At 41.4% G+C, this 25,802-nt stretch carries 23 protein-coding genes and 7 tRNA genes; 6 read left to right on the top strand and 24 right to left on the bottom strand.

What is annotated here, in order from left to right; all coding sequences use genetic code 11:
• Nucleotides 1–13: 13 nt before the first annotated feature.
• The 20 genes from MHI16_RS01130 to MHI16_RS01035 form a co-directional block, all read right to left on the bottom strand.
• Nucleotides 14–1,291, bottom strand: coding sequence for an asparagine synthase-related protein (locus tag MHI16_RS01130; protein WP_058015159.1), 1,278 nt, complete (start codon nt 1,289–1,291; stop codon nt 14–16).
• A 65-nt stretch (nt 1,292–1,356) separates the two neighbouring features.
• A complete protein-coding gene (locus MHI16_RS01125; RefSeq protein WP_058015158.1) occupies nt 1,357–1,545 on the bottom strand; it encodes a hypothetical protein in 189 nt (62 codons plus the stop codon).
• A gap of 44 nt (nt 1,546–1,589) precedes the next feature.
• Nucleotides 1,590–2,798 carry an MFS transporter gene (locus MHI16_RS01120; RefSeq protein ID WP_058015157.1) on the bottom strand — a complete coding sequence of 403 codons (1,209 nt, stop codon included), beginning with the start codon at nt 2,796–2,798 and terminating at the stop codon, nt 1,590–1,592.
• 171 nt (nt 2,799–2,969) lie between these two features.
• The gene (locus tag MHI16_RS01115) at nt 2,970–3,734 is read right to left on the bottom strand and encodes an ABC transporter permease subunit (protein WP_058015156.1); all 765 of its coding nucleotides are present in this window, start codon (nt 3,732–3,734) and stop codon (nt 2,970–2,972) included.
• Nucleotides 3,731–4,648, bottom strand: a complete 918-nt coding sequence (locus MHI16_RS01110; protein WP_058015155.1) for an ABC transporter ATP-binding protein — start codon at nt 4,646–4,648, stop codon at nt 3,731–3,733. Before MHI16_RS01110 ends, MHI16_RS01115 begins: the two co-directional genes overlap by 4 nt.
• 14 nt (nt 4,649–4,662) lie before the next feature.
• Complete coding sequence (locus MHI16_RS01105) at nt 4,663–4,854, bottom strand: PLD nuclease N-terminal domain-containing protein (RefSeq protein WP_003217265.1); 192 nt, start codon at nt 4,852–4,854, stop codon at nt 4,663–4,665.
• 160 nt (nt 4,855–5,014) lie between these two features.
• Nucleotides 5,015–5,371 carry a DUF2200 domain-containing protein gene (locus MHI16_RS01100; RefSeq protein WP_058015296.1) on the bottom strand — a complete coding sequence of 119 codons (357 nt, stop codon included), beginning with the start codon at nt 5,369–5,371 and terminating at the stop codon, nt 5,015–5,017.
• Complete coding sequence (locus tag MHI16_RS01095) at nt 5,358–5,717, bottom strand: hypothetical protein (RefSeq protein WP_058015154.1); 360 nt, start codon at nt 5,715–5,717, stop codon at nt 5,358–5,360. Before MHI16_RS01095 ends, MHI16_RS01100 begins: the two co-directional genes overlap by 14 nt.
• 62 nt (nt 5,718–5,779) lie before the next feature.
• Nucleotides 5,780–7,582 carry a glutamine--fructose-6-phosphate transaminase (isomerizing) gene (gene glmS / locus MHI16_RS01090; RefSeq protein WP_008360582.1) on the bottom strand — a complete coding sequence of 601 codons (1,803 nt, stop codon included), beginning with the start codon at nt 7,580–7,582 and terminating at the stop codon, nt 5,780–5,782.
• Nucleotides 7,583–8,155: 573 nt separating this feature from the next.
• Nucleotides 8,156–9,502, bottom strand: coding sequence for a phosphoglucosamine mutase (gene glmM, locus MHI16_RS01085; protein ID WP_058015153.1), 1,347 nt, complete (start codon nt 9,500–9,502; stop codon nt 8,156–8,158).
• Between the two features lie 25 nt (nt 9,503–9,527).
• Complete coding sequence (locus MHI16_RS01080; protein WP_268467778.1) at nt 9,528–10,937, bottom strand: YbbR-like domain-containing protein; 1,410 nt, start codon at nt 10,935–10,937, stop codon at nt 9,528–9,530.
• Nucleotides 10,930–11,751, bottom strand: a complete 822-nt coding sequence (cdaA, locus tag MHI16_RS01075) for a diadenylate cyclase CdaA (RefSeq protein WP_008360587.1) — start codon at nt 11,749–11,751, stop codon at nt 10,930–10,932. The genes MHI16_RS01080 and cdaA overlap by 8 nt, the downstream gene beginning before the upstream one ends.
• Before the next feature lie 215 nt (nt 11,752–11,966).
• Nucleotides 11,967–12,593 carry an anti-sigma-W factor RsiW gene (gene rsiW, locus MHI16_RS01070; RefSeq protein WP_044139276.1) on the bottom strand — a complete coding sequence of 209 codons (627 nt, stop codon included), beginning with the start codon at nt 12,591–12,593 and terminating at the stop codon, nt 11,967–11,969.
• 14 nt (nt 12,594–12,607) lie between these two features.
• Complete coding sequence (sigW, locus tag MHI16_RS01065; RefSeq protein ID WP_003217112.1) at nt 12,608–13,171, bottom strand: RNA polymerase sigma factor SigW; 564 nt, start codon at nt 13,169–13,171, stop codon at nt 12,608–12,610.
• 183 nt (nt 13,172–13,354) lie between these two features.
• On the bottom strand, nt 13,355–14,266 hold the full coding sequence (gene rocF / locus MHI16_RS01060) for an arginase (protein WP_058015150.1): 912 nt from the start codon (nt 14,264–14,266) through the stop codon (nt 13,355–13,357).
• Between the two features lie 137 nt (nt 14,267–14,403).
• Nucleotides 14,404–14,475, bottom strand: a tRNA-Gln gene (locus MHI16_RS01055).
• A 4-nt stretch (nt 14,476–14,479) separates the two neighbouring features.
• A tRNA-Tyr gene (locus MHI16_RS01050) sits at nt 14,480–14,564 on the bottom strand.
• 28 nt (nt 14,565–14,592) lie between these two features.
• Nucleotides 14,593–14,665, bottom strand: a tRNA-Thr gene (locus MHI16_RS01045).
• Nucleotides 14,666–14,668: 3 nt separating this feature from the next.
• Nucleotides 14,669–14,744 (bottom strand) — tRNA-Val (locus MHI16_RS01040).
• Between the two features lie 6 nt (nt 14,745–14,750).
• Nucleotides 14,751–14,825 (bottom strand) — tRNA-Glu (locus MHI16_RS01035).
• 221 nt (nt 14,826–15,046) lie between these two features.
• On the opposite strand from MHI16_RS01035, the gene murQ reads away from it, so the two are divergent.
• From murQ to MHI16_RS01005, 6 genes are read left to right on the top strand one after another with little or no spacing between them, the layout of a single operon-like run.
• On the top strand, nt 15,047–15,958 hold the full coding sequence (murQ, locus tag MHI16_RS01030) for an N-acetylmuramic acid 6-phosphate etherase (RefSeq protein ID WP_058015149.1): 912 nt from the start codon (nt 15,047–15,049) through the stop codon (nt 15,956–15,958).
• Between the two features lie 14 nt (nt 15,959–15,972).
• The gene (locus MHI16_RS01025; RefSeq protein WP_058015148.1) at nt 15,973–16,842 is read left to right on the top strand and encodes a MurR/RpiR family transcriptional regulator; all 870 of its coding nucleotides are present in this window, start codon (nt 15,973–15,975) and stop codon (nt 16,840–16,842) included.
• On the top strand, nt 16,839–18,212 hold the full coding sequence (locus MHI16_RS01020; RefSeq protein ID WP_058015147.1) for a PTS transporter subunit EIIC: 1,374 nt from the start codon (nt 16,839–16,841) through the stop codon (nt 18,210–18,212). Before MHI16_RS01025 ends, MHI16_RS01020 begins: the two co-directional genes overlap by 4 nt.
• Nucleotides 18,213–18,231: 19 nt before the next feature.
• Nucleotides 18,232–19,587 carry a penicillin binding protein PBP4B gene (gene pbp4b, locus MHI16_RS01015; RefSeq protein WP_058015146.1) on the top strand — a complete coding sequence of 452 codons (1,356 nt, stop codon included), beginning with the start codon at nt 18,232–18,234 and terminating at the stop codon, nt 19,585–19,587.
• A 13-nt stretch (nt 19,588–19,600) separates the two neighbouring features.
• Nucleotides 19,601–21,520: a glycoside hydrolase family 3 protein gene (locus MHI16_RS01010; RefSeq protein WP_058015145.1), complete on the top strand. Its 1,920-nt coding sequence runs from the start codon at nt 19,601–19,603 to the stop codon at nt 21,518–21,520.
• Between the two features lie 11 nt (nt 21,521–21,531).
• Entirely contained in the window at nt 21,532–22,779 is a 1,248-nt protein-coding gene (locus MHI16_RS01005; protein ID WP_268467784.1) for a DUF1343 domain-containing protein, read from the top strand.
• 39 nt (nt 22,780–22,818) lie between these two features.
• Here the strand turns inward: MHI16_RS01005 and MHI16_RS01000 are convergent, their stop codons facing one another.
• The 4 genes from MHI16_RS01000 to MHI16_RS00985 all read right to left on the bottom strand — a co-directional run bounded on the left by MHI16_RS01000 (nt 22,819) and on the right by MHI16_RS00985 (nt 25,787).
• Complete coding sequence (locus MHI16_RS01000; protein ID WP_058015143.1) at nt 22,819–23,784, bottom strand: bile acid:sodium symporter family protein; 966 nt, start codon at nt 23,782–23,784, stop codon at nt 22,819–22,821.
• 61 nt (nt 23,785–23,845) lie between these two features.
• Nucleotides 23,846–25,285: a SulP family inorganic anion transporter gene (locus MHI16_RS00995; RefSeq protein ID WP_058015142.1), complete on the bottom strand. Its 1,440-nt coding sequence runs from the start codon at nt 25,283–25,285 to the stop codon at nt 23,846–23,848.
• A gap of 353 nt (nt 25,286–25,638) precedes the next feature.
• Nucleotides 25,639–25,711 (bottom strand) — tRNA-Thr (locus MHI16_RS00990).
• 1 nt (nt 25,712) lies between these two features.
• Nucleotides 25,713–25,787 (bottom strand) — tRNA-Asn (locus MHI16_RS00985).
• Nucleotides 25,788–25,802: the final 15 nt, after the last annotated feature.

Raw genomic sequence — 25,802 nt, 5'->3', positions numbered from 1 at the left:
ATTTATGAATAATTTATTTAATTAAATTCATTTTTTCTAATAATCTACACAAATCACATAAACTATCAGCAATGTGCATATTAGAATCAACTTTATATGAATCATTGAAAGTACTGTGACAGTTTTCACACTTTTTATAATCCAATGAGATATTATGATATTCAGTTTCTTTCTGATGACCTTTAAACAATTGATAAGCAGAACCTGGGAAAATAGTTGTTAAAGTATCAGCTAATAAATAGTAGATATCTCTATCTAGGGCTCCCCGATCAAATTGTGTTGGGCTTCCTTGAGTGTTGTGTTCTGGAACTATAGCCTCCAAATATAAAGTAAGTTCCTTTTTTGTAATTGACCATAGAGGATAAATTAATTCGAATTCGCCCCATTTCCTTTTAAAAGGTCCTAGGAAAGGTGATCCTATAAACTTAGATTTCAATATTGAAGTTACTATATCCTCACACATTAACCCAAAAGCAATTTTATTAATCCCGTTTACTTTTGAATAGTACTCGACTACTCCTCGCATAATTGCATGTGCTGTTCCAATTGAATAAGCCTTATTATAATCATACTTTACTTTTTCCATAACCTCATATGTTGGTATTTTAAAATTAAAAATATTTCTAACCTCATTTTCTGAAATATTTCTATGTGAATATCCAAATTTTTGAGCTATTTCAGCTGCAAAACTTGTTTCTTTTTCTTTTGAGAAAGTACTTACATGTATTGATGAAACTGAAAAACTAGGTAGAGATTCTCTGGTATTATTTAAAAGATATCCTAATGCAAGGCTATCTCTGCCCCCAGATATCGCCAAAGAAATATGCTCGTTTTCATCAATTAATGTTTCCCTCTTAACACCATCTGCAAAAAGATTCTCTATATATGCTACAAAATCTCGCTTATTAAACGTCGACTGCGTAGATTTATAATCACCATTTTGACTATCGTGTAAAAAATGTCGCCTTGTATAGTAGGCATGATCATCAGCTTTTATCGGTTGTTGATATATATTTGTATCCCACAACCTTAATAAAGATAAAAAATCAGGTAGATGATAAGCTCTTACCATCTCAATTATATAATTATCTTTAGGAGAATACCTCATAAGCCAATCATCAATCACTTCTCCATTTCTTCTAACTATCACGGCATCCAAAGGAATATGATTTCTATTTAGTATAGATGAAAATAATTCGTTTGGCTTGGCTTCTATATAAAATTTCCTATCTAAACGATCTGTCAAAAGAATTTTATTTGAATTCTTTTTATAATCTGCTGTTTTTTTCATTATCATTGCCTCCATAAATTATAAAAGGGAGCCATAAGCTCCCTATTCCAAATTAAAAACTTTGATTAGAGATGTGCATTAACATCACACGTGCATCGCGCATAGAATTTTTGATGTTCAAATAATTCATCGATATTATCAATCATTTGATCTAACGTTGGTGCTTTTTCGTTTTTAGATACCTGAATTACAGGTGTAATTACAGATTCTGCATCAGAAAAATCACGTATTTCAACATGTGCAAAATTCCCCATTATATTCACCTCCTTTAATTAAAAACAAATTATTTAACTTCACATCATTCTAATTTAAGGAAATTTTTCTTTCCTCCCTTAAATGCAGTTAAAAATAATATTATAGACAACATTCCGAGTACAGATAGTATATTTGAAGTTCCAATATATTTAGCAAAGTAACCAGAAAACACAGCGAATAATGGAGTTAGAGTTGAAATTATTATCCAGTAAAAACTTTCTACACGCCCAATTAAGTCTTTATCAATATTTTTCATAATTAAGGTTCTTCTAGATACCGCCTCAAACATGGTAGTAACCCCCAACAAAAATAGACCTACTAGACTCATGTAGAAGTTTAATGAAAAACCTATAATAAATAAACTCAATCCAATACCCAGAAAAGAATAGTTATAAATAATATTTTCCACTTTATCTTTTTTAATAAAAGTAACTACATATATCCCTATCAAAACGCTTCCTAGTGCAAAAGTTGCATCTAAAAGACCATACTCTTTTGCTCCTAAATCTAAATCTTTAACAGTATAATCACTTAACAGAGAGTTAATTACATCAAAAATAACTTTTGGTAGAAAGCCCATTAAATATAAAAACATTAAAGTTTTTTTTGAAATTAAATAGTGAATGCCTATTTTGAAATCTTTGATAAAATCAATTCTTTCATTTTCTTTTCCCATTATAGAGAGGGTATCTCTTTGTAATTGTATAAACGAAATTAAAATAGCTGATAAAAAGAAAGTTAAAGCGTCAATAAAGAATACAGTATATGGGGAGTATATTGAGATTAAAAAACCAGATAAGCCTGCACCCAAAATAGTCCCCATTTGAAGTGCAGTAGAATTAGCTGTAACAACTCTCAGAAAGTCATCTTCAGGAATAGCTTCTTTTAATATCCCTTTTAATGCGGGAAAGAAGAAATTGCTCGCTGCAGTGATTAAAATTGTAGCTATGAATAAATGCCAAATTTCCACTTTTGAAAAATAGTTAATAGTGAAAAGTATAAAAACAATAATCCCCCTGAAAATGTCCATATATAACATTATTTTCTTTCTATTGAATTTGTCTGAAATTGTACCTGCAAAAAAAGATGTGAAAATACCAGGGATAACGGACAATGCCACAAGAACACTAACATATAATGGATTTTCAGTAATATCATAAACAAGCCATGATATAGCTATAAAATGCATGCCATTACCAACAAAACTGAAAAATGTAGCAATTATAATGATAAGCGGGTTTTTTTTTAGCATTACAAACTCCTTAAAAATCGAAATAATCTGATAAACAAAATTATAATTTACAATAAATAGGTTGTAAACCTTTATTGTTTATTTTTTGATTTTTAGGTAAAATATACTAAAAACAATAATTTACTATTCTTTTTTAAGATATACTCCACTTCGATATTTTCCCCATTAATTCTATAATTCTTGTCTTCTAAAAAGAAACCATCCAATGAGAAAAAAGAAACCAATCAATACCGATACACCTAGAAAGCTTGTAAGTGCCTGATCCGAATAAGTCCCTCTATGAATCATCTCCTCAGCCGCACTTGTGACGCCTTTCGGTGCAAACTTCCCTAATGTATCCTCATAAAATGAAGGAACGGTAAATAAAATAAGGTTGATCAAAAGCGACACACCGCCAGCTGTGACGGAACGCGTAAAGAATGCCGAAGCACAAATGGTCGACACGACAATCAGCAATAAATTGGGATAATAAAGAAGTGTTCCTTTTACGACATTGACCCAATCCACATGCCCAAATTGAATATCCACATAATAAACGGACACAAGCACTGCCACTACCAAACTAAACAAAGTCAAACAAGAATAGGCACAAATTTTCGAGACATAATAACTCATTCGACTGATCGGCTTCACCATAATCATGGCCGTCACACCAGAGGCACGCTCTCCAGCGATCGTCCCCATCACGATCATAATCAGGATGAACACGCCGAGTGTATCAAATTTACTCAATGCACTCGCTAAAGCCTCACCAGCGCTAGGCTCTGGTATATAAAATGTGGAGCCTTCAGGTAAATTCGCTGATTTCGACAATAGATCTGGCAGCATTTTGAGTGTAATAGGTTGTGTGATCATTAAAATCGTAAAAATGATTGGTACAAACAACATTTTATAACTAGTGAATAACTCCCTAAATTCCTTTTTCAACATCATCATGCCGTCACAACCTTCATGAAAATATCTTCAAGCGTCAGCTTAGATAGGCGATAATGGAGGAGAACACCGCCAGATTCAGTGATCAGACGAGGCAACTCCTTCAATGCCCTTTGTTGATTGTTCACTCGCACCTGATAAGCCTCTCCTGTCTCAAAGCATTCCTCCACCCAATCCCGCTCTTTTAACAAAGCCACTAATTTCGTATTCTGTTGTTCTAATTGAAATTCAATCACTGGCTGGATATAGTCTTCTTTGATCTGTTTCATCGAAGAGGACATCTCAATTTTGCCGCTGTTGATCATGATAATATGATCCGCCACCCGCTCAATATCATCTAAAATATGGGTCGACATAAAGATCAGCATCTCATGCTTTAGACGCTCAATCAAAATCAGGACGTCTTTTCTCCCCATAGGATCAAGTGCCGACACAGGTTCATCCAAGATGAGAACCTTCGGGCTGTTGATCAGTGCCTGCGCAATGGCAAGCCTCTGCTTCATGCCTCCGCTATAGCTGCCAATGGCACGATCCTTCGCCTCGTATATGCGGCAAAGTTTCAACAATTCATCTGTTTTGGAACGAATGATGTTTTTCTCTAAATGAAATAATCCGCCAACCCAATGCATCCACTCCTGCCCCGTCATATCTTGATAAAATGCAGGCTGCTGCGGACAATAGCCAATCACATGACTGATGTCATCCATGTCCTTCGTCACATCCATACCCGCCACCTTCACGACACCAGTCGTAGGACGAGCAAGCCCCGTCAAAATTCGAATCGTCGTAGTCTTACCAGCTCCATTGGCTCCTAAAAAGCCGACACATCCAACCTCCCCAACAGAAAACGAAACATCTTTTAACACTTCATGCCGACCATACGATTTCGTCAGTTCATGACACTCCAGCATATTCAAGCGAATTCCCCCTTTTAAGATTGTTTACGGCCAAAAATGAAATACGCAATAGGACCGGCACTCGCCACAAAAACAATCACCAAAGCCCAAACCCACTTCACCTCTCCCCTGATTCTCGATGGATCTCTTTTCAGCAAATCAAACAATCCAATCACCATTAAAATGGCTTGCAGCAAAATGAGAGGTAAAATCATCTTCATGTCCATCACGCCACTCCCTTTTCAAACGCCAATTTGTTTTTGATATCACTTCTTTTGACGACACGAAGAGGGAATTCGTTCAAATGGATTTTATTTTTATTGGTCGAATGGTCTATAAATATAAAAAAGCCCAGTGAAGGTTATTCACTGGGCTTGCTTGTGATGGTCATGATGAACCTCGCAAAATTTTTTCCATCGTCTTTCCTTTCGCTAACTCATCAATCAGCTTATCTAGATACCGAATATTTTTCATGGTTTCTTCCTCAATGTCTTCTACTCGAACACCACAAATGACTCCTTTGATTAAACTGCGAGAAGGATGAAGCTCTGGAGCCTCCGCAAAGAAGTTTTCAACATCTATCTTTTGATCCACCCGTTCCTCCAGCTCTTCCGGACTGTACCCTGTTAACCAACAAATAATAGTATCGACTTCAGCCTTTGTTCGTCCTTTTCTCTCTGCCTTTGCGATATAGAGAGGATAGACTTTTGCAAAGCTCATTGTATAGATTTTAGGTTTGGTCATGTGTTTTTCTCGCTTTCTTTTTAAAATATTCAAGCTGTATGGCCTTCTCTATATGCTGCTCTCTTAGTATGCCTATTCCCTTTTTATTACCTGCATCTTTTTTGAAGGCTCTATATTTATGAAATTGAACGAAACAGAATCCTAGAAATACACAAATCGGTCCTTCCACGGTAGCAGGCCCGCCAATCAACAAATAAGAGCTTATAAACAATGCAATATAAACGATGAAGAAAAAAATAATTCCCCGTTTCTCCTTTTTTAAATATTCACTCATAACGATTCTGCTCCCTTGAACATGTAAGATCTTATCGAATCTATCTTTCATTTCATTTAGTTCTTTAGACACAAAAATACCCCTTTAGATAATTATATCTAAAGGGGTTTAAAAAATCAGATTTTATTTAAAACCTACTCCACCGTCACACTCTTCGCAAGGTTACGTGGTTTATCCACATCACACCCGCGGTGAAGGGCTGCGTAGTAAGCGATCAGCTGTAATGGGACAACAGATGCAAGTGGTGCAAGTGCTGGGTGTACAGCTGGAAGGACGAAACGGTCGCCTTCGTCTTCTAGGCCTTTTAGTGAGATGACACATGGGTTTGCACCACGTGCAACGACTTCTTTGACGTTCCCGCGAATGCTGAGGTTCACGTGCTCTTGTGTTGCAAGGGCAATGACCGGTGTGCCTTCTTCAATTAAAGCAATTGTGCCGTGTTTGAGTTCTCCGCCAGCAAATCCTTCTGCTTGGATGTAAGAGATCTCTTTTAGTTTTAGTGAGCCTTCAAGGCACACATAGTAATCAAGTCCTCTTCCGATAAAGAATGCGTTACGTGTCACTGTGAAGAAGTCACGAGCGATTTGTTCCATTTCATCCTTTTGATCGACAAGGGCTTCCATTGCATTTGCCACAATCCCAAGCTCTTTCACAAGATCAAAGTCAAGAGATTGACCATTTAATTCAGCTGCAACGGATGCAAGGATCGCAAGAACAGCGATTTGCGCTGTGTAGGCTTTTGTTGAAGCCACTGCGATTTCTGGTCCTGCATGAAGAAGCAATGTGAAGTCCGCTTCACGAGAAAGCGTAGATCCTGGTACGTTTGTGATCGTTAATGCTTTATGACCAAGCTCTTTGACTTGAACAAGGACAGCACGGCTGTCCGCAGTCTCCCCAGATTGAGAAAGGAAGATGAACAACGGCTTTTTCGATAGAAGCGGCATGTTGTAAGAGAATTCACTTGCTACATGGACTTCTACAGGTACTTTTGCCCAGTCTTCAATATATTGTTTACCAACAAGCCCTGCATGGTAGCTCGTTCCACAAGCCACGATGTAAATGCGGTCTGCTTCTGCTACTGCGCTTGCAATATCGCCAGCGACTGACAGCTTGCCGTTTTCGTCTTGATATTCTTGGATGATTTTGCGCATGACAAGCGGCTGCTCATCCGTTTCTTTTAACATGTAGTGAGGATATGTGCCTTTCTCGATGTCGCTTGCATCTAGCTCAGCGATATAAGAAGGACGTGTCATGATATCACCGTCAAGGTTTTTGATGATAACCTCGTCTTTTGTGACAATGACCATTTCTTTATCCATTAATTCCGCATATTCGTTTGTTACTTGAAGCATCGCCATTGCGTCAGAAGCGACAACGTTGAAATCTTCTCCGAAACCAACCAATAATGGGCTTTTGTTTTTCGCCACATAGATTGTTTCTTTGTTTTCGTTATCGAAAAGAGCAATTGCGTAAGAGCCTTTTAGTTGAAGAAGCGTTTGACGGAAAGCTTCCTCTGTATCAAGACCTCTGTTCACAAATTGTTCGATGACTTGAACAACAACCTCTGTATCTGTGTCGCTTTTTAGTGTGACGTCTTGTAAATATTCGCGTGTCAATTGTACATAGTTCTCGATGACACCGTTATGAACAAGCGTAAAACGGCCAGAAGCACTTTGATGCGGATGCGCATTTAGATGGCTTGGTACACCGTGTGTTGCCCAGCGTGTATGTCCGATTCCAGCTGAAGATGCTACGTTTGCATCAACAACTTCACGAAGCTCAGCGATACGTCCTTTTTCTTTGAACACATGCACGCCTTCTTCGTTTGCCACAGCGATACCAGCTGAGTCATACCCACGGTACTCAAGCTTCTCTAAACCCTTTAATAAGATTTCCTTCGCATCATTCTGACCAATATAACCTACGATTCCACACATAAATATTCTTCCTCCCGATCATGTAAAAGGGACAAAGAAAGCCTACTACAATAGAAGGGACATTTCTTCGTCCCTCTCTACATGTTTAATTTGGGAGATCATGTGTATTCCCTTTGTACAAAGAGTCACCTCTTTGCTTTAAAGAAACACTTACGGCTGTGATCTCTTTTTTGATCAGCCGGGAGGCATCCGCCGAAAATTCGATAACCTCCATCCTCGTCAACTAAGCATCTTTCGTCCGATCGCTTAGTTCGGGCGCTATAATTATAAGAGAGTTTCTGAACATCTACCCTGCCTTTCCTGATAGAATAAAAATCCAGTAACACAAGGATGATTGTACTATAAGGTCTGACCTCCGTCAATCACAATGTAGCGGGTGATCCCTTTCAAGAAAGTAAGACCTCCATACAATATATGCGATGAGGCTTGTCTCGTTCTACCTTTGATGTGCTCTCTTATGTATGAAGACAACAGTGAATTGCCCTCGCATATAAGATTCGTACAAATCCATCCATTTATGACGTTTATTCGAAAAAAAAGCAAACCGCTGCTAGCGATTTGCTTTGCTATCTATTACTCAATACCCATTTCTTCCTTCACAACAGCGGTAATTCTAGTCACATATTCATCACATAGCTCTTTTGTTTTCGCCTCTGCCATGACACGTACAAGCGGCTCTGTTCCAGATGGACGAACAAGAATACGGCCGTCACCGTTCATCTCTTTTTCAACCTCTTGAATCACTGCTTTTACTTTTTCATTTTCTTCTACTTTATATTTATCAGACACTTTCACATTCACTAGAAGCTGCGGGAATTTCTCCATTTCAGCTGCTAGCTCTGACAATGTTTTTCCTGTTGCTTTGAGTGTATTGACAAGCATGATCGCAGAAAGCATGCCATCACCTGTCGTATTGTAATCAAGGAAAATCAAGTGGCCTGATTGCTCACCACCGACATTATACCCATCCTTTTTCATCGCTTCAACCACATAACGGTCACCAACAGCGGTTTGGATGCTCTTAATGCCTTGTTTCTCGAGCGCTTTATAGAAACCTAGGTTACTCATGACCGTGGAAACAACAGTGTCATCCTTTAATCGGCCTTCGCCCTTCAAATAACGTGCACATATGTACATAATTTGATCGCCGTCTACAATATCACCTTTTTCATCGACCGCAATTAAACGGTCGCCGTCACCATCAAACGCAAGACCAATATCTGCACCCTTCTCCCTTACAAAAGCAGAAAGCGCCTCTGGATGAGTTGAGCCTACACCATCATTGATATTCAATCCGTTTGGTGATGTTCCCATTGTGGACACATCCGCATCTAAATCCGCAAATAAATGTGTCGCTAGAGAAGAGGTTGCACCATGTGCACAGTCAAGCGATACGTGAATACCTGTGAAATCCTCGTCTGCTGTCTGCTTCAAGAATTGTAAGTATTTCTGACCGCCTTCAAAGTAGTCATTCACCGTTCCAAGATCCGCTCCAACTGGGCGTGGCAATTGATCGACCGGCTGATCCATCAGCTGCTCGATTTCATTCTCCTGTTCATCAGACAGCTTAAAGCCGTCACCGCCAAAGAATTTAATCCCGTTGTCTTGAACTGGGTTGTGAGAAGCAGAGATCATGACACCCGCTTCTGCATCCATTGCTTTCGTCAAATAAGACACGCCAGGTGTTGAGATCACACCTAAACGCATCACTTCAGCCCCAATTGAAAGTAAGCCTGCAACGAGCGCTCCTTCTAGCATATGACCGGATACACGTGTGTCTCGCCCAACGAGTACCTTTGGACGTTCTTTATCCTTCGTGAGCACATAGCCGCCAAATCTCCCAATTTTAAATGCGAGCTCTGGCGTTAATTCGCTATTCGCCACACCCCTTACACCATCAGTTCCAAAGTACTTGCCCATGTTTCAATCGCTCCTTTTTTACCATTCAAGAGGACGCTTCGTCCTCTTTTTTATCTTCTTTGATCCGCTGTCTTTGACTTGATTCTTTCTTTGCTTTATCTTGCGTGGTTTCTTCTTTACTCTTCTCTACCTGATCACCGTCATCAGAAGATGGCTTCTTCTGATCATTTGTAGACGCTGGCTGATCTTCTGTCTCAGTAGAAGTCAGTTTCACTTTGACCTTTGATCTCGATAATGTCCACGTCACATTTTGAGGACCGTTCACTTGAACTGTGACCTCATGTGTTCCTTCGTTCAAGTCCCCGACATTGATATAGGCTTCAACATCTGAAGCCTTTAGTTTATCAATCGCACTCTTTGATCCCTTTGCTGTTAATGTGAGCCGTCCAGAAGATGGGGTCACAAAATCAGAGGTGAGATCCTTGCTCAGACCTACGACAGAGATTGGTACATTATCGATCTTTTTTTCTTGCGCTGTTGCAACCTTCACTTTGATCTTCACTGTTTCGGGCGATACCTTTTTCACACCATCTGGCAGGGGAATGTCGGCATCAATCTCCGTATCATCTTTGATCTTGCTTAGGTCCAGCTTGACGCCATCAATAAAATCAAGCGAATCCAGCACTTTTTGAGAGCCGTACACTGTGACCTCACTCGGGCTTGTCTCAATACTTGAGATACTGATCCCATCCGGCAAACTGCCAGTCCGCTCTATTTTAAACGGAACCTTTTTGCTTGGACTTGAGATGGGAACTGTAATATTCACCACAGACGGACTCAATTCGACTGGCAGCTCGTTCCCGCTGCTATCATACACAGTGAGCTTCGCTTCCTTTTCAATTTGCTGATCGACATCCTCCAGGTTCACAAATGCTTTAATGACAGAAATTTTGTCGATCACGTCCTTAGAACCAGTGACTGTGACTTTTTTCGGGTTCACAATAGGCTGTTCAGGTGAATAGCCGTCTTTGATTTTATTTTGATTATAAAATTCGGTTTCAACAGGAAATTCTGCTGTTGTTTTTTCTTGTATCGTCACCGTCGTCACAGATGGATTGATCGATAGCGTGAGTCCTTTTGATACATCTCTTGCCTTCAGCTCCACTTTATGGGTACCAGTGGATAAATTCTGCATATCTGCATATATTTCAAAATTCTTTGTTTGTCTTGCTGTTTTCACAGCACTCGTTGACCCTTTAATCGTCACATTAACTGTTTGCGGCACACCAGTGACGACGTACTTCTCATCATCATAATACGCTTTAACAGGAATGTCAGTCAGGGTTGCTTCATCTGTCGTCGATGTTGGGAAAAAGGATTCACCGATTTTTTTCGGCGTGGGCGCTTGCGCTGAATTGACTGCACCATACAGCAATAAAGCGAAGACCAATGCAAGAAGCTTTACGGCCCAGCGATTATTCAAAATCTTATCCATTTTTCTTGCCCCTCCAATACCATTTGGTCGAGGAAGCATCTTTGCTGTTCTTACTAAATTCAGCAACCAGCATTTCTTCAAGCGCTTCTTCTGTCAATTCTCGGTGGAGATCACCATTTCTTGCGACAGAAATGCCGCCTGTCTCCTCAGAAACGATGACGGTCAAGCTGTCTGTCACTTCGCTAATTCCGACTGCCGCCCTATGACGCGTCCCTAGTTCCTTTGAGATAAAAGGACTTTCTGACAGCGGTAAATAACAAGCCGCAGCTGCAATTTCATCACGCTTCATAATGACAGCACCGTCATGAAGCGGTGTATTTGGAATGAAAATATTAATGAGCAGCTCTGAACTCACCTTTGCATTCAAAGGAATTCCAGTCTCTATGTAATCATTCATCCCAGTATCACGCTCAATTGTCAGCAGCGCGCCGATTCTGCGTTTTGCCATATAGTTAATTGCTTTTGTAATTGCCTCGATCGTTTTCTGCTGCTGTTCCTCTACAGGTGTCCCGCTTCTTGAGAAGAAACGGCCGCGCCCAAGCTGCTCAAGCGCTCTCCTTAGCTCTGGCTGAAAAATAATAATGATCGCAAGGAATCCCCACGTAATCGCTTGATCCATCAGCCATTGAAGTGTGTTAAGACCGAGATACGCACTTCCCATCCTGACGAGAACAATGACCACAATTCCCTTTAAAAGCTGAACCGCTTTTGTTCCGCGGATGACCATCATTAATTTATATATCACATACCAAACAACGAGAATATCAACAGCATTACCGAGGTACTGCAAAAAAGGAATATCCCCTAAAGCCATTTCCTCGTCCTCCAGAATTTTCAGTTATTCTTCGTTTGATGCATTTTTAATAAAAAAGAGCCTATGTGTAAATACATAGCGTGGCTATTATATCACATTTTGTTTCAGCAAGGAAAACAGTTGCCATATATGGCTGGCGTGCTAGTTCGCATACATTCTGACCTATTATATAGAAAAAGAGCAGTCCCTAAAGAGACTGCTCTCGACCCGTATGATTACTTTTGCTCCTCTGGTCCAATGACCCGCATCACATTTTGTGCTGTGGATTTCATTTTGTACCAAATCCAATCAAACACTTCATTAATTTCATTAATTTGACCAGTGACTTGTCCGGCAGAAGCAGTCAGCTGTTCCCCATTGACGACGGTGACATTTCCATCAACCTTGCCTTCTACAATCAGCTTGCCATTTTTGACAGTGACATCACCTTTTACGGTTTCCCCTTTAGGTACGGTCACTGTATCATTTACAACGACGAGATTCGGCTGCTTCGACACACTGAAATTATGATCGGTATTCCAGCTTGTAAACAAACTGCCTCCCATCAAAATGAGAAAGAGGGCAGCGGCCACCATCAGCGGATGAGCTTTGATCCACCTTTGAATCGACACACGCTTTTTTTCCTTTGGAAGACCTGCCATCACCTTTGCAGTGAAATCAGTTGGTGCTTCTATATGAGATGTACTCTGCACAAGCGCGATGGATTTCTCAATTTGTTGAAAATGAGTACGGCACTCCTCACACGATTGCAGGTGGCTTTTTAATTCTTTTTCGTCTTGGGGCTCAATGTCCCCGTCTAAATACTGATGCATAAGCAGGACGATTTTTTCCTGACAACTCATCAAAATCACCTCACTCAAAGGTCTCTCAACTGTTTCCGGAGAGCCTCTCTACCCCTGTGTATTCTCGTTTTCACCGTACCAACTGGTATATTTAGAATCTCACTAATTTCTTTTAACGAGAGTTCATCAATATACTTTAATACGATGACCGAACGATATTTATCGGGTAATCTTAGAATTTTTTGCTGAATGGTACTCGATAATTCAAGAGACACCACCTCTTCCTCTGGCAAAATGCCATCAGCAGCAATTTGAGAATACATATTCAATCCTTCTGTTCCTGCCACCTCTGCATCTAAATAATAATCCGGCTTTTTTTTGCGAATACGATCGATGGTCAGGTTGGTTGCAATGCGGTACAGCCACGTAGAAAACTTACGATTCACATCAAAGCTTTCAATATTCACATAGGCACGAATAAACGCCTCCTGTGCAATATCCTCTGCTTCGTGTGCATTCCCAAGCATACGATAGCACAGCTGATAAATTTTGTCTTTATACAGGTCTACGATGTCTGCAAATGCGTTCTGGTCGCCTTTTTTCAATTGCTTAATTCTCTTTTTAATCATTGTGTCCATAGTATATTCAACCTCTGCCTTCACCGGTCTTTATGTATACGAACCTCTTTCCAAAAGGTTTCATTCTCCTCTAAAAAATAGTGTAACAAATTTTTGACAGCGTGTTACGCATATCCACCAGTAAAAACCTTAATATATCCTTAAATTTATCCAAAACAAAAAAGAACGGGAACAAGTCCCGCTCTACAATAGCTTTTCGCCCATTAACGAACCAATCAACGCAACAGCTGCCTCGGCTGTTTTATTTTTTTCATCCAAAACCGGATTCACCTCAACAAATTCAGCGGAAGTCAAAATACCCGCTTCCTCTAAAAGCTCCATAGCAAGATGACTCTCCCGATAACTAATGCCGCCCGCCACAGGAGTTCCTACACCAGGACACTCCGCTGGATCTAATCCATCTAAATCAAGCGACAGGTGGACACCATCCGTTCTTTCCTTTAAATATGAAATGGCTTCCTCCATCACCCTTGTCATTCCTAAACGATCTATTTCATGCATCGTATACACTTTAATACCTTTCTCTCTTATCAATGCCCGCTCTCCTTCATCTAAGGATCGAGCACCAATTAAAACAACATTCTCAGGCTTCAATTTTGGAGAATAACCGCCAATGTTCGTTAAATCAGCATGGCCAAGGCCGAGACTGACTGCAAGCGGCATACCATGTATATTTCCAGAAGGAGAGGTTTCCTCTGTATTTAAATCACCGTGTGCATCATACCAAATGACACCTAAGTTTTCATAATGCTTGGATACACCTGCAAGTGTGCCAATGGCAATGCTATGATCACCGCCTAAAATGAGCGGGAATGAACCTGATTGCACAATACTGTCAACCTTCTCAGCGAGCAGCTGATTCGCACCAGCATTCTCCGTTAAATTTTTTAGCTTTTCACTTGTATATAAACCCTTTTCATCATCTCTTTGTTCAACCGGAATATCTCCGAGATCCTCCACATCAAATGAAAGCGATTCCAATTTTTCTTTTACGCCTGCACACCGAATCGCACTCGGTCCCATGTCGACGCCCCTTCTCATTTGCCCTAAATCCATCGGCACCCCGATAATCGTGACCTTCTTTTGATCTCCCATATGTACATCCCCTTTCCGTTCATGCTTATAGTTTACTTTCTTGATGCCTTCTGACTCAACTCAACAATATTTTGAATAGTTATACATTCCGCCTGCCAACATAAAAAAAAGACACCTTTTTAAAAAAGGTGTCTTAACTGGGCTAGCTGGATTCGAACCAACGCATGACGGAGTCAAAGTCCGTTGCCTTACCGCTTGGCTATAGCCCAAAAATGGTGGAGGGGGGCGGATTCGAACCGCCGAACCCGGAGGGAGCGGATTTACAGTCCGCCGCGTTTAGCCACTTCGCTACCCCTCCACATATGGAATTGATAAAGAAAAAACAGTGCCGGCAAGAGGACTTGAACCCCCAACCTACTGATTACAAGTCAGTTGCTCTACCAGTTGAGCTACACCGGCATATGGTGGAGGATGACGGGCTCGAACCGCCGACCCTCTGCTTGTAAGGCAGATGCTCTCCCAGCTGAGCTAATCCTCCACATCATGGTGACCCGTACGGGATTCGAACCCGTGTTACCGCCGTGAAAGGGCGGTGTCTTAACCGCTTGACCAACGGGCCAATTTGTCAAGTTTGACTGTTTCCGTGAAGCTGACAAAAGTTATTATATACAGGTTGTCCCCCTTTTGTAAAGGGGATTTTTATTTTTTTTATTTTCTAACTATTTACCTTCAATTAGCACTACTTTTTGTTTGAAATATAATTTCAGTATTTAAATATAATGTTGAAATTTCATATCATACTGAATATACTGAAAATGAAGAAATAAGGAGGAATGTCGCATGCAGCCATCTCAATTGCGTTCTTTGACAACAGAATCAAGAAATCCTAACACAATAGGAATATCACAAGCAGATCCGCTTGAAATACTCCAGATGATCAATGAAGAAGATATGAAGGTCGCTCAAGCTGTGAACCGTGTCCTACCACATGTCAAAACAGCAAGTGACTTCGCCTATGAATCCATTTCAAATGGGGGCAGACTCGTTTATTTAGGGGCCGGGACAAGCGGCAGACTTGGCGTGATGGATGCTGTCGAATGTCCTCCTACCTATAGCGTCTCACCTGATGTGATTGTCGGCATCATGGCAGGCGGAGACTCTGCTTTTTCACATGCTGCCGAAGATGTGGAAGACAGTGAAGAAGCCGGCAAACAGGATTTAGTACACATTCACCTAACATCAAAAGATACAGTCGTCGGTATCGCCGCAAGCGGCAGGACACCCTACATCATTGGCGCTTTAAACTATGCTAAATCCATCCGCGCAAAAACAGTAGCCCTCAGCTGTAATGAACAGGCAAAAATTAGCGAACTGGCAGACTGCGCCATTGAAGTCGTTGTAGGACCAGAAGCTATCACAGGGTCAACACGAATGAAAGCCGCATCCGCTCATAAAATGATTTTAAATATGCTTTCCACCTCTGTCATGATCAGACAAGGGAAAGTATATGAAAACTTGATGGTTGATGTAAAAGTCAGCAATCATAAATTAAAAGAACGCGCTATCACCATCATTCAACATGTGACAAACGCTTCCTACGAACAAGCCGTAAAAACGCTTGATTCGGCAGACTTAGAAGTCAAAACTGCCATCGTCATGCTCCAAACAAACACAGACAAGAAAGCAGCCAAGGATTTACTCAACAAAACGAATGGTCATATCGACAAAGCCATCGCACATCATCAATCCTAAAGGAGGCAGAGCTCATGTCAGCAGGTGGACTCACCCTACTACACACAATGAAAGCAAAGCTCCCCCAATCTGAAAAAATCATTGCAGACTATATCCTTGCCCATCCTGACAAAGTCATTAAAAGCACAGTACACGAGATCAGTCAGGCAGCCGGTGCAAGCAGCTCTGCAGTCATCCGCCTTTGTAAATCTCTCGGGCTGGATGGCTATCACGATTTAAAAATGCGGATCGCAGGCGACTTGATGCATAGCGATAAACAAGGCTACCGTGATATTGAACAAGATGAACCGATTGAATCCATTATTCAAAAAACAGCAGGAAACTCGATTCAATCGATTAAGGACACTGCTTCTATTTTAAATGCAGATGCGTTAGAAAAAGCTGTTCAATTACTGCTGCATGCAAACCAAATCCATTTTATCGGCGTCGGTGCATCTGGCATCGTCGCAGCGGATGCCCAGCAGAAATTTCTCAGAATCAATTATGCAGCGACTGCCTTCACTGACATGCACATCGCATCAACGGTCATCGCAAATGCAGGAAAGAATGACATCGTGTTCGGTATATCCTTTTCAGGAGAAACGTTAGACATCATTCAAGCCCTTCAGCTCGCAAAAGACAATCAAGTGAAAACCATTGCCTTGACGCATCCAGGTCAAACAAGCGTTTCTGCCTTATGTGACGTTCATCTATCGACGTCCGGTTCCAATGAAGCACCTTTTCGCAGTGCAGCCACTTCCTCTAGAATGGCACAGCTCTACTTAATTGATGTCTTGTTCCTCAGCTTAGCTTCCCGTCAATATGAAGAGACAGCGCAATATATTGACAAAACAAGACATGCCACCCGCTCCATGAAACGAAAAACAAAGGGGGATTCAACATGAGTCATCAAACGAAATATCAGCAGTTGGCGAAAGACATTCTTTCTCTCTGTGGTGGTTCTGAAAACATTTCTTCCCATACACATTGTATGACGCGTCTCCGAATTACACCGATTGACAATGAACAAGTTCAGATCAATGCAATCAAAGAACTCGATGGCGTCATTGGAGTCGTCGAGGCAGAAACGCTGCAAATTATCTTAGGTACTGGTGTTGTCAACCAAGTATCAAGTGCATTTGAACAACTGCTAAATGCCTCTGGATCCTATGATTTAAACAACGAAGCACAAAAAAACAAGCAAGCCATTTCACAAAAGAACCGCACACCGTTCAAGCTGTTCTTACGACGAATTGCCAGCATTTTTATTCCTATCATTCCAGCACTTGTTGCATCAGGTCTTATTACTGGGATTACAAAAGCTATCGTGCAAGCGGGCTGGCTTGATGAAAAATCTCAAGCGGCGATCATTTTAACCGTTATTGGTTCAGGGTTGTTCGCATATCTCGGTATATTAGTCGGAACAAATGCCGCAAAGGAGTTTGGGGGCTCTCCTGCATTAGGCGCATTAGCTGGAATCCTCATTATTAACCCAGCCTCCGCAGACATAATGCTATTTGGCACAAATATTCTACCAGGCAGAGGCGGACTTATCGGTGTTCTTCTAGCCGCCATCTTTATGGCACTTGTGGAAACAAGAATCAGACGCTTCGTCCCGCAATCACTTGATATCATCGTCACACCAACCATCACACTACTTATTACAGGCATTTTTACGTACGTTGTCTTCATGCCAGTCGGCGGATTTATATCGGATGCCATTACCTCAGGATTAACTTATCTATTAAATATGGGCGGAATCTTCGCTGGATTTGTTCTTGGTGCGACCTTCCTTCCACTTGTTGTAACAGGACTTCACCAAGGACTGACACCGATTCATATGGAACTCATCAATTCCATAGGAGATGACCCGCTTTTGCCGATTCTCGCTATGGGCGGTGCCGGACAGGTAGGTGCCGCATTCGCCATTTATATGAAAACAAAAAAGAAAAAACTCAAAAGAGCTATCGCCGGTGGACTTCCTTCAGGGATGCTCGGCATTGGTGAACCACTCATTTTCGGTGTCACACTCCCGCTGGGACGACCATTTCTCACCGCTTGTCTTGGCGCTGGAATCGGCGGAGCATTTCAAGCCTACTTTCAAATTGCAACCAAAGCGATTGGTGTATCAGGTCTTCCATTAACCTTTATTGTTCACACACATCAAATGCTTCTTTACTTAATCGGACTCTTCATTGCATATGTCGCTGGATTTATTTTCACATACTTATTTGGTTTTCATGATGATATGGCTGTTGAATTTGAGGAAAAATAAGCAATAGGAGGTCTAACTCTTGAAGAAATACTTTCTCTTAATAACAAGTCTGCTCATGCTCCTTGGATTACCAGCACAAACATTTGCAACTAGCTCCCATCCTGTATCGTCTTTGTCTAAAACAGCACCTGAAGAATATCCCGTCTTAAAAAAGGCAAAACGACCGGAACAAGTTGGTTTTTCTTCTAGGCAGCTTAGGAAGGTTGATCACATGATTCAAAACGATATCAAAGCAGGTTTTCCAGGAGCTGCACTCATCATTATCAAAGACGGAAAAATCGTTCATCAAAAAGCCTATGGCTACAGGCAAAAATACGAAGGCACAACGGAACTCAAATCCTATAAGAAAATGAAAAAGAATACTCTGTTCGACTTAGCATCCAATACCAAAATGTATGCGACCAACTATGCCCTGCAAAAGCTTGTCTACGAGAAAAAACTGAATGTGAACGAAAAAATACAAGCCATCCTGCCAGATTTTAAAGATGAACCAGATGCAAAGGTAACCGGCAAAGATCAGCTCCGTGTAAAAGATCTTCTGACCCATTCTGCCGGACTCCCTTCCAGTGTCTTATTTTATAGCAAAGAAGCAGCCGGCACCTTTTACTCTCAAGATAGAAAGACAACGATGAAATGGCTGCCGAAGGTGCCTCTACAATACAAACCAGGCACCCAGCACATTTATAGTGACATTGATTACATGCTGTTAGGCATGATCATTGAGAAAAAAACAGGTATGCCTCTTGATCAATATGTAGAATCGACAATCTATCGGCCGCTAGGTCTCAAACACACAATGTTCAATCCACTGCAAAAAGGATTCAAACCGAAGCATTTTGCAGCAACCGAACGTTTAGGTAATTCGCGAGATGGTGTCATTGATTTTGAAAACATTCGCAGGTACACCCTGCTAGGCGAAGTCCACGATGAGAAAGCATATTACTCAATGGCAGGGATTTCTGGTCATGCTGGACTTTTCTCTAACATATCCGATATGGCCGTGCTGCTCCAGCTCATGCTGAACAAAGGAGGCTATGGAAAAACCACCATCTTTGATCAAGCTTCTATCGATCTCTTTACAGCCTCTTCTGATACAAACCCAACATACGGGCTAGGCTGGCGTAAAAACGGTCATACTGACATGGAATGGATGTTTGGAAAATATGCTAGTAACGAAGCCTATGGACATACTGGCTGGACCGGAACCATGACTTTGATTGATCCAAAACATAATCTAGGTATCGTCTTACTGACAAATAAGAAACATTCGCCTGTCGTTTCACCTGAAACCAACCCAAATCAATTTGAAGGTGACCTTTTCCCAACTGGCACTTACGGAAGCATCATGACCGCCATCTACGAATCTTTTAAGTAAAAGGAGGAATTCGATGTTAAAAGCACTTTTCCCCGCTGCTTTGGTTTTAGCTCTGCTAACCTCTTCCATTCCAACGGAAAAGGTTAGCTCTGCGCCTCTTCCAACCGCAAAACAAATGGTACAAAACATGTCTTTGGATGAAAAGATAGGTCAAATGCTTATGCCAGACTTTCGTAATTGGCAGACAAAAGATGAATCCGCACCTACAGGCTTAACAAAGATGAATAAAGAAGTATCCCATCTTGTAGAAAAATATCATCTGGGCGGTGTCATCTTATTTGCGGAGAATGTCGTTGATACGAAACAAACCGTCAAACTCACCCATGAATTTCAAAAAGCATCACCAAAGATTCCATTACTCATTTCAATTGATCAAGAAGGTGGAATCGTCACAAGATTACAAAAGGGAACACATTTCCCAGGAAATATGTCGATTGGTGCCTCAAGAAGCAAGAAAAACGCATACGACACAGGAAAAATCATCGGTAAAGAATTAAACGCACTAGGGATCAATACAAACTTCTCTCCTGTGCTAGATGTGAATAATAACCCAAACAACCCCGTCATTGGTGTCCGTTCCTTTAGCTCCGATCCTGCTCTTGTCACAAGGCTTGGTCTTCAAACCATGAAGGGACTTCAAAAGGAAAAGACCATTTCGACACTTAAGCATTTCCCGGGACATGGTGATACAGCCGTCGATAGTCACTACGGCTTGCCGCTCGTAGAACATGATCTCGATCGTCTTAAAAAGGTGGAGCTGTATCCGTTTCAACAAGCGATCAACGCTGGTGCGGATATGGTCATGACCGCTCATGTTCAATTTCCTGCTATTGATAATACAACGTATAAAAGCAAAAAAGATGGCGAGGACATCATGGTTCCAGCAACCTTATCCAAAAAAGTCATCACAAACTTATTAAAAGAAGAGATGGGCTTTCAAGGAGTTGTCGTAACAGATGCCCTAAATATGAAAGCGATTGCAGATAACTTCGGACAGGAAGAAGCCGTAGTGATGGCCATTAAGGCTGGCGTCGACATCGCCCTCATGCCAGCACCAGTCACTTCTCTTAAAACAGAGAAAAACCTTGAGAATGTGTTCAATGCTGTAAAACAGGCAATTGTAAAGAAAGAAATTCCGATGTCTCAAATCAACGAATCTGTTGAAAAAACCCTTCAATTGAAGATCAAACGAGGCATCATCTCTTCCAAAAAACCCATCACCCTTGAGAAAAAAATCAAAAAAGCCACTCAAGTCGTTGGGAAAAAGTCGCACCGGAACGCAGAACAAAAAATGGCACGTGAAGGGATCACCCTGCTTAAAAACAACAATAAGACCCTCCCTTTCAAGCCTAAAAAGAATGACAAAATCTTGGTCATGGCACCTTACGAAGATCAGACAAAAGCTATGTCTGTCACAATTGACTCTCTGATCAAACAAAAAAAGATCAAGCCTGTACGTATCCAATCATATGCTTTTGCGGAAAAGACCTTCACCAAAGAAACAGCCAAACTCATACAAGGTGCTGAATATGTGATTACTGGCTCTTACGTTGTCCAAAATGACCCAGCTGTGAATGATGGTGTAATTGATGACAATGTACAGGACCCGAAAAAATGGGCGACGGCTTTCCCGCGTGCTGTCATGAAAGAAGCTGCAGCACAAAACAAAAAAATGGTCATCATGAGCCTAAGAAACCCTTACGATGCGGCAAATTTTGAGGAGGCGGATGCCTTACTAGCTGTTTACGGTTTTAAAGGCTACTCAAACGGACAATTTAACCAGCCAAATATTCCTGCTGGGTTAGAAGTCATATTTGGCACTGCATCACCTAAAGGCAAACTGCCTGTAGATATCCCATCTGTCACTCATCAAAATCAAATCCTGTATCCATTCGGCTATGGACTTAACTTGAAAGGGAAACAGATCAAATAGGAGGGATTCTCTTGAAAAAAACAGCAAGCTTCATACTCGCAAGCATTCTCATAATGAGTACATTGACTGCCGCCTCCCCCGCAAACCAAGAACGAACAGATACAAAAGGAAAAAAAGCAACAGTTAAAACAGGGATTGAAACACTGCTCTCAGGCAATCTTTCATGGTTAAAAGGGAAAAGGGTCGGCCTCATTACGAACCCAACTGGTATTGATGCAAATATGAAAAGCAGTGTCGATCTCCTATTTGAGCATCCAAATATCAAGCTTACTGCTCTATATGGACCTGAACATGGTGTGCGCGGAGATGCACAAGCAGGAGAAGGCGTCGAATCCTATACCGATGAAAAAACAGGTCTTCCTGTATACTCTCTCTATGGAAAAACAAGAAAACCAACGCCTGACATGCTTAAAAATGTAGATGTCTTGCTGTTTGATATCCAAGATGTTGGCGCTCGTTATTACACCTATATTTACACGATGGCCTATGCGATGGAGGCTGCGAAAGAAAACAACATTCCCTTTGTTGTCCTAGACCGTCCAAACCCCATTGGCGGACTAAAAGTAGAAGGCCCTGTCTTAGAACCTGAGCACGCTTCTTTTGTAGGGCTCTATCCAATACCATTAAGACATGGGATGACAACTGGTGAACTAGCAACATTCTTTAACAAAGAGTTTCATATCAATGCTGATGTCACAGTCATTAAAATGAAAAATTGGAAGCGTTCCATGACGTTTGAAGACACGAAGCTGCCGTTCGTCCTTCCTTCACCTAATATGCCGACAGTGGATAGTACCTTTGTATATCCCGCCACAGGATTAATTGAAGGCACAAATGTCTCTGAAGGAAGAGGAACAACAAAACCGTTCGAGCTCATTGGCGCTCCATATATCAATAGCAATGAGCTAGCAGATCATTTAAATCAATTAAAACTAAAGGGTGTAAAATTTAGACCTGTATCATTCACCCCCACTTTTTCTAAACATGCAGGGAAGCTATCACACGGTGTGCAGCTATACGTCACAGACCGCTCTTCATTCGAAGCGGTAAAAACAGGGTTATCCATCCTCAAAGCCATACATGATTTATATCCAAAAGACTTTCAGTTCCTTCAAACTGGCAGCTTTGATAAACTCATCGGAAATGGTTGGATCAAAGAAGAAATCAATCAAGGTACTTCTGTCAAACACATCATGAAGCGCTATCATCATGACCTCAAATCATTCGAAAAGAAACGGAAGAAATATCTCATCTATTAATTCGCAAAAAGACCTCCATCTCATAGGATGGAGGTCTTTTCATGATAAAGATTTAGTCACAGCAGGTGCTTTCAGCTCAAAGCGATTGAGTAAGAAACCAAACAAGGCAGCAAGTACTTGCTGAAACAGCATACCAATCACAACAGGGACCGCAACAGCAGGCGGGAAAAAGCTAATAGCAAGCACAGCTCCCGCACTAATATTTCTCATGCCGCCTGTATACACAATGGCCACAATCTCTCCTTGAGTACATTTCATTACCTTTCCAATCAACCACGCAAAAGCATACCCACTCATCGCAATGAAAAAGACAGTCGCTGCTTTGCTAAAAAATGCAGCATCCAGTTCACGCAAATATGGGGCGACAACAGAACTGTTAATCGATACGACAACAAACAAGCCTAATTTTGAAAAGGGAGCCAAGGTCTGACTCAATGTTTTCGTCACCGATGGCTTTGCATACTGACGAACGAGCATCCCTAAAATAGAGGGCAGCACCACCATACCGAACAGCCCTTTCATGATTGCAAACATGTCCATATGGACCTGTGTACCAACGAAGAGTGACAAGCTTACTGGCACAATCAATGGCGAAAGCAACGTATCAATTAAAATAATAGATAACGTTAACCCGACATTTCCTTTATACATCGCCGCCCATATTAAACTAGACACACCTGTCGGAATCACCATCGCAAGCGTCAAACCGGTGATCGTCATGGAATCACCCGCAAAGATCAAATGCCCCGCTGACCATGCATAAAGAGGCATCAGCACATGCAAAATCATAAACGATAAAATCAAAGGCAATGGATGCATCACCGTATGTTTTAAAGATGAAAAAGTAGACGATAAGCTCCCTGAAAATGTCATAATGGCAAATACCCAAGGCACCATAAACGTAAAATCCTTTAAATAAGCCGCTAATAAAACACCAAGTAACACACTAATGGGCGTAATAAGCGGCATCATCCGGCCGAGCACTTGGTTCAAACGCACAAGCATGCCGGCCACCCCCATCCTTCACTTTCTTACCTTTTCTATTGTAACAAACAGAAAGAACTTATTATGAACCATTTACCTGATTCACAAGTTTTCGACTTTGTGTATCCATTCCAACGATGTCTACTTGTACGCCAGCTGCTTGATACTTCTCCTTTATACGTTCTATCGCTGCCACGCCAGATTCATCCCATATACGCGCTTCAGATAAATCAATCACAACGGCTTGGAGATCTGTCCCCTGATGAAACGCCTGAATGAAATCAGTGACAGATGCAAAGAAAATTTGACCTTTAATTCGATAAACCCAAGTCCCTGCTTGTCTTTCTGTAGAGGTAATATGAAGCTTCGATATTTTGGCCACAAAGAATACCGCACTAAGCAGCACACCTGCAAAAACACCTTTTGATAAATCATGAGTTAACACCACCGTCACCACCGTGACAATCATCACAATAGAATCTGTTTTCGGATTCTTTTTTAGCTGCTGAAAGGAACTCCAATCGAATGTCCCAACGGAGACCATGATCATCACAGCCACAAGAGCAGCCATTGGAATTTGAACCACCACATCTCCGAGTACAAAAATCAGTACCATTAGAAATGCACCTGCCACAAAGGTAGAAAGACGGCCACGCCCGCCTGCCTTCGTGTTAATCACTGATTGACCAATCATCGCACAACCAGCCATACCACCAAAGAACCCTGCAACCACATTAGCAATCCCTTGTCCTCTCGCTTCCTTGTTCTTACGACTAGACGTCTCTGTCATATCATCGACAATCTGTGCAGTTAAAAGAGACTCAAGTAAACCAACCATCGCTAGCGCTAAAGAATAAGGAAAAATGATAGCAAGTGTCTCCCAGCTAAACGGTACTTGAGGAATCAGAAAAGCAGGCAAAGAACTAGGAAGCTCTCCCATATCTCCAACCGTTCTCACATCAATATGTCCAAATACAGCAATGATCGTCATGACAATAATGGCAATGAGAGGAGAAGGTATCACTTTTATCACCATCGGCAATAAATAAATAATTAGCAAAGCACCACCCGTCATGATATACATAGCCATAGATTCCCCAACGAAATGCGGAAGCTGAGCCATAAAGATCATAATAGCCAACGCATTCACAAAACCAACCATCACGGACCTCGGAATAAATTTCATCAGACGAGACACTCGGCAAAGTCCAAACACTATTTGAATCAGACCTGTTAAAATTGTAGCCGCAAACAAATACTGCAGTCCGTGATCGGCTACCAAATTAACCATAACTAGAGCCATAGCCCCTGTAGCGGCCGAAATCATACCAGGTCGTCCACCAACAAACGAAATCACAATGGCAATACAAAACGAAGCATACAACCCAATCTTCGGATCAACGCCCGCAATAATCGAAAACGCAATCGCCTCAGGAATTAAAGCGAGAGCCACTAAAATACCCGCAAGCACATCCTGACGCACAAGCCCAAACCATTCTTGCTTTACAAATAAATCTTTCAAACCATCTACTCCTTTTTATATACATACCGTACACGGAAAAGAAGATCAATCAAACCTGGGATGAAGAAAGGAAAATAAAAAATGCTTCACTTTCGGGGAAAAAGAGGAACGTACAGAGTCTTTTGTTAGAGAGGATATCATCACTTTAGTAAGAATATAAGAAAGGAACTAAGGAATCAAGAACAAAAAGAAGGAATGCGTAGAAAATTGATACAAAGCTTCCTTATCAATCGATTTATTCCATTTTCATGAGTCTACTTGTCACTGAGCAAGTTCAACATTTTTAAAACAAACAAAAAAAGCCTTCTCATCATCGAGAAACCTTAAACATTCATCATTATAATTTAGAGGAAAGCTTCCAAGCGGGCTCGAACCGCTGACCTCTTCCTTACCATGGAAGTGCTCTACCTACTGAGCTATGGAAGCATGGCTCCGCAGGTAGGACTCGAACCTACGACCGATCGGTTAACAGCCGATAGCTCTACCACTGAGCTACTGCGGAATGATAAAGTAACTT

This window comes from Bacillus sp. FSL K6-0923 (assembly GCF_038630825.1).
In the GTDB taxonomy this organism is placed as follows: Bacteria; Bacillota; Bacilli; order Bacillales; family Bacillaceae; genus Bacillus; species Bacillus pumilus.
Note: the sequence above shows the minus strand (reverse complement) of the source record. Positions and strands in the feature narration are given on the sequence as shown.